The following is a 14,349-nucleotide window of genomic DNA, read 5'->3' as shown; positions in this document are numbered from 1 at the left end:
CAATGATTAAGAAATTTGGATGAAGAACTTGCGACGGCGTCGAACCCGCCGACCGTTAGGGGCGTCTCATCGCCAGATGGTGAATGGAGACACACCCGATGCGCGCCCTCAGCTGCATAATTGCCCTGGTTGTCGTCCTGACCGGCCCGTCGCTGGCCGGCAGCGCTGATCGCGACATGCCTGGGGTAGGGACGTTCACCTATTGCGGTTCGCCGGTGGTGACACCCGCACCCGATTTGAGCGCCGTCGACAGCGAGTGAGGCAGTTTCGCCTCTCTTCCTTCGGCGGTACGCGGCAGGGCCCAGACTCAAAATCGCGAAAACAACCCCATGCAAAGTAGAATGGCCCCGGCTCTCAGGTGACCTGTACCTCTGTCCAGCCATTGATCACTATATTGAAATCATTGGGTTTTTCTCGTCAATGTTTCGTCCCGGCGGACCGACGAAACAATTCACCCCTGCGATGAAACCATTTTCCGCTTCTGGCGCAGATATCCGGAAACAGCCGTTGGTTATCACTCTGCCAACGAAACGGCGGGGACGCCGGCACCCAAACCGGAGACAGTCAAATGCGGACCATCAGCTTCATCCTCGCCTTCGCCTTCATCCTGGCCGGTCCCTCGATCGCTGGTTCCTCGGATCAGGGCTTGCCCGGCATCGGCACCTTCTCCTACAACGGCGCGCCGGTGACGACCTCGGCTCCGCAGTCGATCGTTGTCGCAGCTGTCAACTAAGCGCAGCTAACAGCTCGCAAGAGAATTTGCCGGTAAAGGCTCAGTATGTTTGTACGTTTTGGTGCCGCTGCGATTTTGGTTTCCTGCCTGCTGGGCGCTTCAGCCCAGGCCCAAACCCAGTTAACGGCGCAGATGCGGTTCCAGCAGGGGCCGATCGGCTCGATGTTCAAGCTCCCCGATCCCCGCGGTGAGTTCGTACGGCAGTGCGCACCCCACATGGTGGGACGCTGGGCGCATCCGGAAACCGTTTGCACTTGCTTGCACGATCATGCAGCCGCGACCGTCGAGGACAACGACCTGCGCGAAGCGTTGCTGCGTGGCATCAGCGAGACCGGCGTGCCCACGATCGAGACCGCCTGGGTGCCGGCGTCGAAGCAGTCCGAAATCGGCCCGACCTTCACCAAGATCGCCAAGCCGACGCTGCAATGCATGTTCGAGCCGTCGTCGAACTAATATCCTCGGACGCTCATCCCCAAAACCTCCCAAGAATCGAAGCCGTTGCCAGGTCGGTGGCAGCGATTGTAAGGCAATGGTTGATCGATGATTCCCGGGATGCACGCGATTGCGTTAACCCGCGCGCGTGAGCCAGCCGATGCAGCCGGGACGAATTCTGCTGTCATGCTTCCTTCTGGTGCTTGCGTTGCCGGCCCTTGCCGCTCCCGACGAGGACCTGTTGGGAAAGGCTAAGGGCTACCCGCTCGGCACCCGCGCCAGCTGGTTCTTCGATGAAGGCGTGCGGGTCGAATCGTTCAGCCATCTCGACGAGATACTGCCGCACAATAGGCTGAGCAAAGCGGTGTCTCCGCTGCCGCTTGCCGCTGCCGGCGGCGATGCAAAGCTCGGCTACCGGTTCGAAAACCAGAGCTGGACGCTAGACGATTTTCTCAGCCACCAGCGCGTCACCGGATTGCTTGTCATCAAGGACCGCACCATCCTGTTCGAGCGCTACCAATACGATCGAAAACCGGCGGATCGCTTCGTTTCGCATTCGATGGCGAAATCCATCGTCAGCCTTGCCGTCGGGATGGCGCTTGCCGAAGGCAGGATCGGTTCGTTGGACGATCTGGTTTCGAAATACGTGCCAAAGCTTGCGGGCAGTCCCTATGGCGAGACCACCATACGCCATGTTCTGCGAATGTCGTCCGGCGTGCAGTTCAAGGAAGCCTACGACGGCAATGACGATCTGACGCGGTTCACGATTGCCCGTAACCGCGAGGGCTCGATATCAGCGCTACGCCAATTCCAGACGCGCGAAGCGGTGCAGGGCGCGCGCTTTCACTATGCCTCCAGCGAGACCGTCATCCTGGCCGTGCTGCTTCGCGCGGTGACCGGCACCACGCTCAGCGAATATCTGACCGCGCGGCTGTGGCAGCCGATGGGCGCAGAGGCCGATGCGACGTGGGTGCGGACCACCGACGGCACCGAAACCGGCTCGGGCAGTTTCAATGCGACCCTGCGCCACTACGGACGCCTCGGAATGCTGCTCGCCAATGATGGCGCGGTCGGCGGCAAGCAGATCGTGCCGAAAGATTATCTGCTGGATGCGACCGACTGGCACCGGCAACCCCAGGCGTTCGCGCCGGGAAAGGCCACGCCGTATTTCGGATACGGCTATCAGTTCTGGCTCTACCCCGGCGAGAAGCGAAGGTTTGCCTTGCTGGGCGTTTACGGCCAGTCGATCTTTGTCGACCCCGGGCTTAAACTCGTGATGGTGATCACTGCGGTGGCCAAGAACGCCAGTGTCGGAAAGGAATCATTTGCCCGCGAGCGCGACGCCGTTTGGCGTGGAATCGTCGGCAAATACGGCAGTTGGTAAGGTTCGGCGGGCTGGCGAGACGGCGCGAATCGATGGTCGCGTATGGGAACTTGCAACAGGAATGCTTACGACGGCGGCAGTTGAACCCCGGCAGGGCCGGCGCGACTAAGTGACATGTTGCTGTCCGAATTCATAAAAGACCTCCTGTGGGCGGGGGCACATTCCGTGTTCATGAAGGTGGGCACCTGGCTCGATAAGAAAATCGACGGGCCTACGGTGAAGGTCGCCATAGGCATGGTACTCGGGCTTGCATCAATTTTCTTCGTTGCAATTGTTTCCGGATTGCTAGGCGTCTGAATGAAGAAGAAGCTTATCATCGCAATGGCGATCGGCGCGATTATCTCGTCGGTACTTCTGGCCATACCAAGCACAAGCGGCTGGTCAGGCTTAGGACTTGCAGGCCTGACCGCAGCGATCGTTTTCTGGGGAATAGTAGGGGAGTCTGCCTGGGGCGTCGCTGTTGCGTGGGTTGTGAATGCAGTCGTCTACGGCGCGGGCGCCTTCTTCGTTCTCAAGTCTTTCAACCGAGCCGCTGCCACGTAAACAAGTCGCTTACAATTTCCTGATTCAAGCTTCGCTGGACGGCGAGGCGTGCAAACGCAATAGCCTGAAAGCAGGCCCGTGCTCCTGTTGCCGTCGTCGGTTTCAGTATGGCGACAACTGCGCGGTGACCCGTCAGTATGAACCTCTCTGGCCTCTGAAGACACAAAAGGCGCGTATGTCGCGGAAGAACCGCGACGGAGGCATATGTGATGAAGGCCATGAAAGCATCTATCCGCATTGCGGTCACCGCGCTGGCCCTGAGCCTGTCAGTCATCGTGCCATCCTACGCCGAGCAGGATGAGGCAAGCCGTCTCAACCAGGAATCCAAGGAACTTTATCGGGTCGGAAAGTACGCGGCAGCGCTTCCGCTGGCCCAGCAGTTGCTGGCCATTCGCGAGAAGGAGTTTGGTACCGATGATGCAATGGTCGCGATGCCGCTGAATGACCTGGGCACGATCCACTACAATCTGGGTCAATACGCCGTTGCCGAGCCACTGTACAAGCGCTCATTGGCTATCAAGGAGAAGACACTCGGTCCGGACCATGCCGAAGTCGCAAGCGTGCTGAATAATCTCGGCGAACTCTACCGCACGACAGAGCGTTTTGCCGAGGCGGAGCCGCTCCTCAAGCGGTCGATCGCCATTCGTGAGAAAACGGTCGGTCCTGACGATCCGGACATCGTGCTGGCGCTGAGCAACCTGGCCGCTCTCTATAGCAATCAGGGTCGATACGACCAGGCCGAGCGGCTGTTCAAGCGCGGGCTGGCCGTTCTCCAGAGGGCGCACGGTCCGAGCGATCCGAACGCCACGGTTTTGATGAATAACCTGGCCGATGTCTACACCAACCGGCATCGTTATGCCGATGCCGAGCGGCTGCTCAAGCGGTCGATAGCCTTGACCGAGAAAGCGTTCGGTCGCGACCATCTTGATGTTGCGCAGGCGCTGAACAATCTGGCCGCTGTTTATGGGCGGCAGGGCCGCAACGCCGACGCCGAGCGGCTTTACAAGCGGTCGGTGGCCACCTTCGAAAAGACGGTCGGCCCGAACCATCCGGACCTCGCGGATGTCCTGGAAAACCTGGCCCGTCTCTACAAGTATCAGAGCCGCTACGCCGATGCCAACGCGCTTTTCAAGCGGTCGATGGCCATTCGCGCGAAGGCAGGCTCGCCTGCCTGAGATAGCGACTATCGCGGTTTAATGAGTGCGCACCCTACCGCCTCTGCTTCGTCCCCAGGCGCGCAATGCATTTGCGGACGCGCAGCACGCCCGACGTCGTCATCTGCGAGCCCGAGACTTCCTTGATCTGTCCAGCCGGGCATGTTCCGTCGTCGACAAGGATGCGCTGACCCAGCCGCAGATCCAAGATGTTGCGCTCATTGGGGACGACCTGCTGCGCGGCGGCCGGTGAGGCGAGCAGGCACAGGGCAAGGCCGGCGGGAAGTGCAAGAGCCGCGGCCGTCACGGCCTTCGTGATTGCCAAATTGACCTCCCTCACTTGCTCTGGATCTTCAACCCGTCGGGGCCGAGATTGATCTGCACGCCCTCGGGCTGTTTCTTGGCCTGATAGAGATTGTAGCCGAGCACGCCGACGGCAACGACCAGCACACTGATGATGAGATACAGGACGTTGCGATTGCCTGGCATCCGGTGTCTCCATCGTGACGACGATTCAATGCATTTAGCGGATGCGGCGGCGATTCTCCTAGGGCGCAAAGTTAGCGCGCCGATCGGGATCGCGCCGACGCCGGCCTTCGCGATTTGCCGGTTCCGCCGGTGTCCGGCTTCCGGTTGGCCCGCATCGCCGCCAGCGATGCCTTTGCCAGTTTCTCGGCCGACGCTTTCAGTTGCGGAAGCGGGTGGCCGGCAAATCCCAGCACAAATCCCGGCAGCGGCTGCGCGCGCGCATAGGTGTCCGCCAGCAGCCAGCCTTCGACGCCGGCCGCGAATTTGGCGTGGGCTGCAACCTGCGCCTCGACCGACGGATCGAACCGCGCCACCAGATGCAGGCCTTGCGACGGCACCGGCACGGAGAGGCGGCCTTCCGAAGCCGACGACAGTGTCGAGGCCAGCACGTCGCGGGCCTCGCGGTAGAGTCCGCGCACCCTGCGCAGATTGGCAGCGAACGCGCCGGAATTCAGCATATCCGCGACAGCGCCTTCCAGCAGCGTGCCGGGAAAGCGGTCGAGCGCGGCGCGCGCCGTCGTCACCGGCCCGATCAGCTTCTCGGGCAGCGCGCAATAGCCGATGCGCAAGCCGGGAAACAGCGTCTTTGAAAACGTGCCCATGTAGATCACGCGCTGCAAATGATCGATGCCGGCAAGCGACAGCAATGGCGCGCCGTCATACCTGAACTCGCTGTCGTAATCGTCTTCCAGCACGAAGGCATCGGCATCCCTAGCCCAATCGAGCAGTTCTAGGCGGCGGCTCATCGACATCTGCACGCCGAGTGGAAACTGGTGCGAGGGCGTCACATAGGCCGCGCGCGCCGATGGCGCTGACGTGCGGCCTTTGGCGACGATCAAACCTGATGCGTCGACTGGAACCGGGGCCGGGCGGTAGCCGCAATGCTCGATGGCGCGCCGCGCGGCGGGATAGCCGGGGTCCTCGCACCAGACCTGATCGGCCGGCTTGAGAATGGCGCTGAGCACGATCCGCAGGGCGTGCTGGGTTCCCGAGGCCAGCATGATCTGGTCCGGATCGCAGCGCAGCCCGCGTGCCGACAACAGATGATCGCCGATGGCGGTGCGAAGTTCGCGGCTGCCGCGGGGATCGCCGTAGTGCAGGTGGTCGGTGCCGAAGGCGCGCATCCGCCGCCCGACAAAGGACCGGAAGCGTTGCAGGGCCCGGTCGTCGATATGCGTGCAGCCAAGCGACAGGGTGCCTTGTGGCGGCGTCTCGATGACGATCCTGGCCTTGCCGGCGCCGCTCACCTGCGCGGGGATGCGCGCGGCGACGAAGGTGCCCGAGCCGACAATCGCGACCGCAAACCCGTCTGCGATCAGCCGCTCATAGGCCGTCGTAACCGCGTTGCGGCGAAAACCGGTCTGGCTTGCCAGGGTGCGCGAAGGCGGCAACGGTTCGCCGGGCTTCACGATGCCGCTGACGATGGCGTGGCAAAGCGCCTGATAGAGCCGGTGCGGCGAAGAGGCCCGCGGCGTCACATGCGGTCCGGAAAGGTCGAGCGGCAGCTCGGTCTTTCGCGGCGGCACAGGAGAATTGGTCGGAATTTTTCGCATGGAATTGGCACTATCGCAGACCAAATTCGCCGCTACAACTCTCGTCATCATTGATTGATTTGACAGGAACTGCCGTGACCGAAATCGAAACCGCCAATTCCTATCCCGTGTCGCCGCGCAATCGGGTGAAGCGCCTCCATGAGCGCGGCCGCTACGATCACGCGACCGTCCACAGCCTGCTCGACGCTTCGATGCTGTGTCACGTTTCCTACGTGATCGACGGCCAGCCCTATTGCACGCCGACGTTCTTCTGGCGGGAAGGAAGCAGGCTGTACTGGCACGGCAGCAGCGCCAGCCGCATGCTGGAGAACCAGTCGGACGGGCAGAAGGTGTGTCTGACGGTCGCGCACCTCGACAGCCTGGTGCTGGCAAGGTGCGGCTTCAACCATTCGGCCGACTACCGCGCCGTGATGGCCTTCGGCACCGCCTACATCGTCACCGACCCGGACGAGAAAGCGCGCGCGCTGGTCGCGATGGTCGACCGCTTCTTTCCCGACCGCACCGCTTCCTTGCGGCAAAGCACCAAGCAGGAAATCAAGGCAAGCGCTGTGATCGCGATGGAGATCGAGCAGGCGTCGGCCAAGGTCCGCACCAAGGGCGTCGCCGACGATGACGAGGACTATGCATTGCCTGTCTATGCCGAACGCATTCCGGTACGCACCGTGATCGGCGCGCCGGAACCTTGCCCGCGGCTTCTCGACGGTGTCGAGCGCCCGGAATCGCTGGGCGTCTATTCGGAAGGTCGTCTGCTCGATGATGCCTTGCGGGAGGCCCATCTTCTGCATTACCCCGGCGGCTGAGATCGGGCTAGGGTGGCTCGTTCTCGTGACCTGCAATCTTCGATTGGAGCCGCCGCATGACCACTGATACGCAACAAAGGATTCTCGACGCCGTCGATGCCGGCTTTGATGCGCAGCTTGCGACGACCCGCGACTTTGTCGCGATCCCCTCGACCCGCGGCGCCGAGGGGCCGTGCCAGGACATGATCGGCGATCTCCTGCGCGCGCGGGGCTGCGAGGTCGATGACTGGCATATCGAGGTCGAGGATTTGAAGGACCTGCGCGGCTTCGGGCCGATCGAGCATGATTTCTCCAAGGCGCGCACCGTGGTCGGCACCTACCGTCCGCCGACCAATGGCGGCAAATCGCTGATCCTGCAGGGGCACTGCGACGTGGTGCCGGCCGGCCCGCTCGACATGTGGGAGACGCCGCCGTTCTCGCCGGTGATCAAGGACGGCAAGATGTATGGCCGCGGCGCCTGCGACATGAAATCGGGCACCATCGGCGCGCTCTATGCGCTCGATGCGATCAAGGCAGCCGGCCTGCGGCCGACCGCGCGGATTCACTTTCAGTCGGTGATCGAGGAGGAAAGCACCGGCGTCGGCGCGCTCTCGACCCTGCAGCGCGGCTACCGCGCCGACGCGTGCTTCATTCCGGAGCCGACGGGCGGCAAGATGGTGCGCTCGCAGGTCGGCGTGATCTGGTTTCGGTTGAGGGTGCGCGGCGTTCCCGTGCATGTGGCTTACGCGGGCTCCGGCTCGAATGCGATCATGGCGGCCTATCATCTCGTTCACGCGATCGGCAAGCTCGAGGCCGAATGGAACGAGCGCGCCAAGGCCGATCCGCATTTCAAGACGCTGACGCATCCGATCAACTTCAACCCCGGCATCATCAAGGGTGGCGACTGGGCCTCCAGCGTGCCGGCGTGGTGCGACGTCGATTGCCGTATTGCCGTGCTGCCGGGCTGGTCGATCGCCGATTGCCAGAAGGAGATTCTGGCCTGCGTTTCCGCCGCGTCGCGCGACCACCGCTTCCTCTCCAACAATCCGCCCGAGGTGCAATGGTCGGGCTTCCTGTCGGAAGGCTACGAGCTGAAGGATGCCGCCGCACCGGAAGCGGCCTTCGGCAAGGCGTTTGGCGCCGTCTATGGCGGCAAGGTCGAGGACCTCGTCTTCACGGCCCTGACCGATACGCGGTTCTACGGCCTGAACTACAACATCCCGAGCCTGTGCTTCGGCGCCAGCGGCGCGGCGATCCACGGCTTCAATGAATATGTCGATCTGGATTCGCTGCGCAAATCGACCAAGGCCACTGCGCTGTTCATCGCGGAATGGTGCGGGGTGGAGAAGGTGTAACCGTGCCCAGAGCTAGACGCTTATTTTGACGCGTTTTCTACCGCAGATAAGTCTACGCAATCTGCGTAAACTTGATTGCTGTGCGAGCCGGTATCCACGTCGCTCGAAAACGCTCTACGGCTTTGCTTTGAAGCTTTCGACCATCGCTCGAAATTCCGGCAAAGCCTCGTCAAACCGCTCCGGCGGCGCCATGCCCAGCAGGACAAAGGGGCGCCCCGACGGATAGAGGGCAACGACCAGGTAGCGGAGCGGGCGGCCACCGGCCCCTTTGCCCTCGCCAAGATATTCGAAGCCGGCCGTGTTCGACGTCGTCAACGGTTTGGTGCTCAGGATTTTCTGGTCGCTGATTGTTCTCGACGCCAGAAATTGCTGCTCGCCGAAGCGCTGCTGATCAGAGGGCGCAATGGTGGCTTCGGTGGCGAGACTGACGATGAAGCCGACGTCGTCCAGCTTCCCCTCCGGCGGAGGCGGCGTTTCCTTCAGCAGCAGTCCCCTGCCGGCCAGCGGCTTGCGATACGCAAAGCGCGCTGTCGGCTCGATCGAGAACGGTAGCGCGGCGATCGGATCGCCCGAGGCCGTCGCAAGGATCCGGACGCTTGCAAGCGCGGCGCGGATCACGGCATCCGACAGCTGCTTTGGCGCGGGCTTTGCGATCGAGACGGTTAACATTCCGGTCATGTCGGGGCCGTCGATGACCATCAGCCATTTGTCAAAAACCTGATTGCCGGCGCGTTGCTCTGCACGCACGGTGATCTGCTCGTAGGGCACCCCCTCGATCGTCTCCGTCGACAGCAGGCGCATGCCACGCTTGGCCATCGCATCCGCTGTGAGGCCGTTGCGGAACTGTGTGAACGCGACCGGAGGGAACTCCGCCAACAAGATTGATGCATGGTGCGACTGATCCTGAAAGCCGGTGAATGTCGTGGCGACGACAAAGCCCTTCGGCGGCGCGAGACTGATGCGGCTGCCCGGTGGCGTAACCGGATCGGCAGCGTGGGCGAGGCCGGCGAAGAACCAGCCGGCGAGAGCCACGCCGACAGCAAGAAGTCGCATCCCTATCGATAGTCGCCACATGCTTGCACAGCCCTCTATACGTCTCATTCACCGCGATAATCCTGAGATGGTTTGTTTCTCAAGTGACCGCGCGGGTTCAGTGTCGGCTGTCAGTCTTGCTGTGGCCAGAGCGCCTTCACGATCGCATCCAGCCCGTCCGTCAGCGCGGCCGGGCCCGGCTGCAGGATCAGCGGCGATTTGATCTCGACGATGCGGTTGTTGCGCACGGCGGGGATGTCGCTCCAGCCCGGACGTTGCCTGATCCGCTCGGGCACGACCTTCTTGCCGCACCATGAGGCCAGGATCACGTCGGGCGCGGTCTCGCGCACCGTGTCTGATGAAATGATGCGGTCCTTGGCGGCCTGCTGAAACCGCAGCTTTGGCAGCACGTCTTCGCCGCCGGCAATCTCGATCAGTTCGGACACCCAGCCGATGCCGCTGATGATGGGATCGTCCCACTCCTCGAAATAGACTTTTGGTTTGGGTGAGGGACGGGGTGTCGCAGCGATGCTGGCAAGGCGCTGCTCAAAGCTGGTGGCAAGCTGCTCGGCGCGCTCCCCAGCTCCGACCAGCGCACCGAGCGTGCGGATCATCGCGAGTATTCCCGCGACGTCGCGCTGGTTGAAGACATGGATGGCGACGCCGGCGCGCACGAGGTCGGCGACGATGTCGGCCTGCAGGTCGGAGAAGGCGAGCACCAGATCCGGCTGTAGCGCCAGGATCTTCGGAATGTCCGCCGAGATGAAGGCCGATACCCGCGGCTTCTCGCGGCGCACCCGCGGCGGCCGCACCGCATAGCCGGAGACGCCGACGATACGGTCCTGCTCGCCGAGCAAATACAGCGTCTCCACGGTCTCTTCGGTGAGGCAGACGATCCGGTGGGGCGGGAACTGGCGCATGGGGGACATATGCAGAATTACCGGCCTCTTGTCACGGCGCCATTACCTCCGAGGTCATTGCCTGATTTACCTGGCTCCTTCATGCTTGCTGCGGAACTGCTTGAAAGAAATACGGGAGGACGCATGACGCTGCTGGAAAAAATCCAATCGATGAAGATGCCGTTTGCGGAATTGAAAGGCGTGACCTTTGTCGAGGCCGAGAAGGACCGTGTGGTCGCGAAGATGCTGGTGCGCCCCGAGCTCTGCACCTTGCGCAGCACGATTCACGGTGGCGCAGTGATGGCATTTGCGGATTCGGTTGGGGCGGCCGCGACCGTCATCAATCTGCCTGAAGATGCCAAGGGCACCACCACGATCGAGAGCAAGACCAATTTCATCGGCGGGGCCAAGGAAGGCAGCACGGTGATTGCGACCGCGACCCCGGTTCACCGGGGACGACGCACCCAGGTCTGGCAGACCCGGCTCGAGACCGAGGACGGCAAGCTGGTCGCGATCGTCACCCAGACCCAGATGGTGCTGTAGGCGCGCGGACAGTGCCCGCTACGCAGCGTCCGTCGGCAGGGCGTTCAGCATCCCGGTTTGCGGGTGACAATCCAGATATTCAAAGAAGGCTTCGTCGGCCCGCGCCACCGTGACCTCGTGATAGAGCCGCAGCTTCGCGGCAGGACCCAAGGTCGACAGATATTTCATCGCGGCGCCAAAAATCCGGACATGGGTCGGATGCGATTCCGCCCATCGCTCCAGGGCGGCGAGGCTCTTCCACCAGCTCATGCCGTAGGATTTTTCGGTGCGTGTGCCGTCGGGCGCGACGACGGTCATATATCGGTTGGCGTAACAGCCGATCGAGCGGCCGTCATCGCGCAGGAAGTCCATGCCTTCCCGCAACACCGGCTCGACATCCTCCAGGTACATCTTGCGTTCGGAGGCTTCGGTATCGCCCCAATCCTGGCCCGAGCGGATCAGGCAGACATTGTCTGAAGGGATGACCCTGATGCGGGCGCCATCACGGACAGCGGTGATCGTTCCTGATGGCGCCATCTCGCTGGTCTGGGAGTTGGGAATGCGATCGCGCATGCCGCCCCAATAGGCGTGCTCCTGAATCTCGCCGCTCATGCCGTCGGCGAGAACCGCGACGCCTTCGGGTCTTCCGAGGGACGAGAACAGGGTCTCATAGCCTTCCACGCTGGGATGCAGCACCTCGATGAACGTGCCCACACCGCCGGCGTTTCGTCGCTCGCCGGTCCAGCCCTCGCGCGCCGCCGGGAACCAGCCGTCGAACCTGGCGCGATCGTCCCAATAGGCCACCGTGACGACATTGGTGAAACCGGCTTCGTCAATATAGCGCGCCCGGTCCCAATGCGTTGGGCCGCCATTCTGCCCGAAAGCGGCGACGATCCACGCCAGCGCTTGCTCGGCGGCTTCTGACGCCTCGCCACGGGTCTGGACACCGAAATAGGCCATCACCACCCGCACCACGGCGGGCTTGTGGCGCGCGACGAACGATGGGTAGGGCGGTGCGTAGTCGTCCGGGACGCGACGGTGGCGTGTGCGCGCGCTTCGCAGATGGTCCGGGATCGCGGATTCCATGGGCTCGCTCCTCGTCAGCTGGCAGAACCTTCTAAAGCTCTCAGGCCTGCAGCCTGATTTCGCTCATGACCTCGGCATCGACCGGTAAGGTAAAATGTTCGACGCGGTTGGCGCGGGACGTGTTGAGCAGCAGGCGCGTGACGTCGGGCCGGGAATAATGCCCGGCGGGATCGGCTGCGTTCTTCGCCACGCCGATCATGCCGAGATCGATATCGGCATAGAGAATGCCTTCCTGATCGGGCGGCAGTTTTTCGGCCAGCGAACTGCCGTCCGGTCCGTAGATGACAGCGTGACCGCCACCGGCATGCAGGAACGCGTGCTTCTCGGGGGAGTCGCAGAGCTCTTCGATCATGGCCTGCGAGACCACGGCGCAGGGAGCGAGGACGAAGCATGAGCCCTCGACCGCGTAGATCTTGCTCGCGGCGTTGTTGACCTCATGGCCGAGGGCATGCGCGAACGGGTCGTACAGCGAGAAGCTCGGCCAGGCGCCGACATGAACCTGCTCGTTCTGGGCGTACATCGCGTATTTCGACAGCGGCTGCAGATGTTCCCAGCAGCACAAGGCTCCGAGCCGGCCGACATCGGCGCGGTCGTGGACGGCGAGGTCGCTGCCGTCGCCTTCGCCGAACACGGTGCGTTCGGCATGGGTCGGCCGCAGCTTGCGGCGCCTGGCGATGGTCTCGCCGTCGGGCCCGATCAGCCATTGCGCGATGTAGAGGCTGCCGCCGGCGCGTTCGGAGAGACCGAGAACCGCGGTGAGTTTGGCGCGCTTCACGGCGCTGCGAATCTGGTCCGCCTGTGGGCTGTCATAAGCCAGCGAGTTGTCGAAATAGCGCTGCACGAAACCGCGGCCGATCGCCCAGGCAGGCGCACCGAGCCAGATCTGCCATGGATATCCGGGAATGAAGGTTTCGGGAAACGCGATCAGTTTGGCGCCTTGGGCGGCGGCCTGTTCGATCAGCGCGATCGTCTTGTCCACAGTCGCATCGAGATCGAGAAAGACCGGCGCAGCCTGAACCACCGCTACCTTGTACTTCTGGTGCACGAGACCCATTGAAATCATCCTTCTGCGTTGGGAGATAAGGCAATCGCTGGGTCGAAAGCCTACCGCCGCCCCTGGCTGCGGCGCTTGTCCGTGGCAGAACGAAAACTTGTTTTAACTTGCAATTGTCAGCCGTGACGGCGGAGAACCCGGCGCGTCCGCAGGCGGGCGTTGTGCCGCCGCGGGAGGCCAGAGCGATCGAGGAGAATTTATTGCGTCGGGTGGTCTCGCCATTCGCGCGGCGAGGCACCGTACCTCTGCTTGAAGATCCGGCTGAAATGGGCGAGGTCGTTGAAGCCCCACGCGAATGCGATGTCGCTGATGTGCCGGGCCGCATGCGCCGGGTCCGACAGATCGCGCTTGCATCGCTCCAGGCGCTGCATCTGGACGTAGCTGCGGAACGAGTGCTGCTCGTCGGCCATCAGGTCGCTGGCATAGCGCGGCGAGATTCCGGTGGCCGCGGCAACCTGCGAGATCGACAGGTCGGGATCGCTCAGGTGCGTCAGGATGTAATTCTTGAGCCGATAAAGCAGCGCAGAGCGGTGAAACGACTGATCCGACGAACGCGCATGCATCCGATCGGCGAAGGCCATGGCGATGAGATCCAGTCCCTGATCCAAGAGGCGGGATGCTGTGGCGGGATCGACGTGGTCGACGACCTTGCTGGTGCTAACCAGAAACTCGTATGCCAGGCCTTCCAGGGGCCGACTGCTGCAGAAGGTGGTCGCGGTCAGCGCGTCGAAGGCGCCGATGCGTTGCTGCAGAAGTTTTCGCGGCATCTGCAGGATCGTTTGTGAAAAACTGTCATCGAAGCGCAGCTCGTAGGGGCGGGTGGTGTCGTAAATGACGAACTGTCCCGCGCAGACGACGGCATCGCGGCCGTCCTGATACACGCCGTTGACGCCGCGGTTGCCCAGCGCCAGCAGCACGTAATCCTCGCTGGCGCGTGCGATTCGGGATGGCGTGCGGAACACCCGCTGGGCGCAGGAATCGACGCGGGTAAACGTCGCGCGGCCGACCGCGGATTGCGAAACCGCGCCCCAAAACCCCTCCCGCATATCGGAGTGGCAATCGAGACCGACAAAGGTATCGCAGACGATGTCCTGCCAGACCGCAAGGCGTCGATCTGGAACTGAAGAACTCGTGTCGAGCACGACAGCCACGATGGGACCTCCGGGAACCGGGATAAGTGTGGGCCAAAGCCCGGCTCAAATCCAGTGTGTGCAAATGGCTTGCCGAGCGCCGCGACTGGCGTCGATTTGGTTACCGAATTGTTAAGCAGAGAATGGCTTTTTATTAGGCATTTG

General features: G+C 62.6%; 18 protein-coding genes. 10 read left to right on the top strand and 8 right to left on the bottom strand.

Annotated elements, in window-relative coordinates:
• Positions 1 to 98 precede the first annotated feature (98 nt).
• From JQ597_RS01825 to JQ597_RS01795, 7 genes are all read left to right on the top strand, one after another.
• Complete coding sequence (locus JQ597_RS01825) at positions 99 to 260, top strand: hypothetical protein (RefSeq protein WP_212262287.1); 162 nt, start codon at positions 99 to 101, stop codon at positions 258 to 260.
• 308 nt (positions 261 to 568) lie between these two features.
• A complete protein-coding gene (locus tag JQ597_RS01820; protein WP_192733364.1) occupies positions 569 to 733 on the top strand; it encodes a hypothetical protein in 165 nt (54 codons plus the stop codon).
• 45 nt (positions 734 to 778) lie between these two features.
• On the top strand, positions 779 to 1,186 hold the full coding sequence (locus tag JQ597_RS01815) for a hypothetical protein (protein ID WP_212262285.1): 408 nt from the start codon (positions 779 to 781) through the stop codon (positions 1,184 to 1,186).
• A gap of 139 nt (positions 1,187 to 1,325) precedes the next feature.
• Entirely contained in the window at positions 1,326 to 2,549 is a 1,224-nt protein-coding gene (locus JQ597_RS01810; protein WP_212262282.1) for a serine hydrolase domain-containing protein, read from the top strand.
• A 114-nt stretch (positions 2,550 to 2,663) separates the two neighbouring features.
• Positions 2,664 to 2,846 carry a hypothetical protein gene (locus tag JQ597_RS01805; protein ID WP_212262279.1) on the top strand — a complete coding sequence of 61 codons (183 nt, stop codon included), beginning with the start codon at positions 2,664 to 2,666 and terminating at the stop codon, positions 2,844 to 2,846.
• The gene (locus tag JQ597_RS01800; protein ID WP_212262277.1) at positions 2,847 to 3,092 is read left to right on the top strand and encodes a hypothetical protein; all 246 of its coding nucleotides are present in this window, start codon (positions 2,847 to 2,849) and stop codon (positions 3,090 to 3,092) included.
• 209 nt (positions 3,093 to 3,301) lie between these two features.
• The gene (locus JQ597_RS01795; protein ID WP_212262274.1) at positions 3,302 to 4,267 is read left to right on the top strand and encodes a tetratricopeptide repeat protein; all 966 of its coding nucleotides are present in this window, start codon (positions 3,302 to 3,304) and stop codon (positions 4,265 to 4,267) included.
• A 34-nt stretch (positions 4,268 to 4,301) separates the two neighbouring features.
• On the opposite strand, the gene JQ597_RS01790 is transcribed toward JQ597_RS01795, so the two are convergent.
• From JQ597_RS01790 to pdxR, 3 genes are all read right to left on the bottom strand, one after another.
• Positions 4,302 to 4,571, bottom strand: coding sequence for a DUF6719 family protein (locus JQ597_RS01790; protein WP_212262271.1), 270 nt, complete (start codon positions 4,569 to 4,571; stop codon positions 4,302 to 4,304).
• An 11-nt stretch (positions 4,572 to 4,582) separates the two neighbouring features.
• Positions 4,583 to 4,735, bottom strand: coding sequence for a hypothetical protein (locus JQ597_RS01785; protein ID WP_212262268.1), 153 nt, complete (start codon positions 4,733 to 4,735; stop codon positions 4,583 to 4,585).
• 71 nt (positions 4,736 to 4,806) lie between these two features.
• Positions 4,807 to 6,327, bottom strand: coding sequence for a MocR-like pyridoxine biosynthesis transcription factor PdxR (pdxR, locus tag JQ597_RS01780; RefSeq protein WP_212262266.1), 1,521 nt, complete (start codon positions 6,325 to 6,327; stop codon positions 4,807 to 4,809).
• Between the two features lie 74 nt (positions 6,328 to 6,401).
• Between pdxR and JQ597_RS01775 the strand changes: the two genes are divergently transcribed.
• Entirely contained in the window at positions 6,402 to 7,127 is a 726-nt protein-coding gene (locus JQ597_RS01775; protein ID WP_212262263.1) for a pyridoxamine 5'-phosphate oxidase family protein, read from the top strand.
• 56 nt (positions 7,128 to 7,183) lie between these two features.
• On the top strand, positions 7,184 to 8,461 hold the full coding sequence (locus tag JQ597_RS01770; RefSeq protein WP_212262261.1) for an ArgE/DapE family deacylase: 1,278 nt from the start codon (positions 7,184 to 7,186) through the stop codon (positions 8,459 to 8,461).
• Positions 8,462 to 8,575: 114 nt separating this feature from the next.
• Here the strand turns inward: JQ597_RS01770 and JQ597_RS01765 are convergent, their stop codons facing one another.
• Both JQ597_RS01765 and JQ597_RS01760 read right to left on the bottom strand, forming a co-directional pair.
• A complete protein-coding gene (locus tag JQ597_RS01765; RefSeq protein WP_212262258.1) occupies positions 8,576 to 9,514 on the bottom strand; it encodes a hypothetical protein in 939 nt (312 codons plus the stop codon).
• Positions 9,515 to 9,624: 110 nt separating this feature from the next.
• Complete coding sequence (locus JQ597_RS01760) at positions 9,625 to 10,413, bottom strand: cobalamin-binding protein (protein ID WP_212262475.1); 789 nt, start codon at positions 10,411 to 10,413, stop codon at positions 9,625 to 9,627.
• 123 nt (positions 10,414 to 10,536) lie between these two features.
• Between JQ597_RS01760 and JQ597_RS01755 the strand changes: the two genes are divergently transcribed.
• Complete coding sequence (locus JQ597_RS01755) at positions 10,537 to 10,935, top strand: PaaI family thioesterase (protein ID WP_211994734.1); 399 nt, start codon at positions 10,537 to 10,539, stop codon at positions 10,933 to 10,935.
• Positions 10,936 to 10,953: 18 nt separating this feature from the next.
• Here JQ597_RS01755 and JQ597_RS01750 read toward each other — a convergent pair whose 3' ends face one another.
• The 3 genes from JQ597_RS01750 to JQ597_RS01740 all read right to left on the bottom strand — a co-directional run bounded on the left by JQ597_RS01750 (position 10,954) and on the right by JQ597_RS01740 (position 14,205).
• Complete coding sequence (locus JQ597_RS01750) at positions 10,954 to 12,000, bottom strand: phenylacetaldoxime dehydratase family protein (protein ID WP_212262255.1); 1,047 nt, start codon at positions 11,998 to 12,000, stop codon at positions 10,954 to 10,956.
• Between the two features lie 40 nt (positions 12,001 to 12,040).
• Entirely contained in the window at positions 12,041 to 13,054 is a 1,014-nt protein-coding gene (locus JQ597_RS01745; protein ID WP_212262252.1) for a carbon-nitrogen hydrolase family protein, read from the bottom strand.
• A 197-nt stretch (positions 13,055 to 13,251) separates the two neighbouring features.
• Positions 13,252 to 14,205 (bottom strand): AraC-like ligand-binding domain-containing protein, encoded by a 954-nt coding sequence (locus tag JQ597_RS01740; RefSeq protein WP_312011155.1) that lies wholly within the window; start codon positions 14,203 to 14,205, stop codon positions 13,252 to 13,254.
• Positions 14,206 to 14,349: the final 144 nt, after the last annotated feature.

It is taken from the genome of Bradyrhizobium sp. AUGA SZCCT0177 (assembly GCF_018130125.1).
In the GTDB taxonomy this organism is placed as follows: domain Bacteria; phylum Pseudomonadota; class Alphaproteobacteria; order Rhizobiales; family Xanthobacteraceae; genus Bradyrhizobium.
The sequence above is the reverse complement of the archived record's forward strand: the minus strand, read 5'-3'. Positions and strand labels throughout refer to the sequence as shown.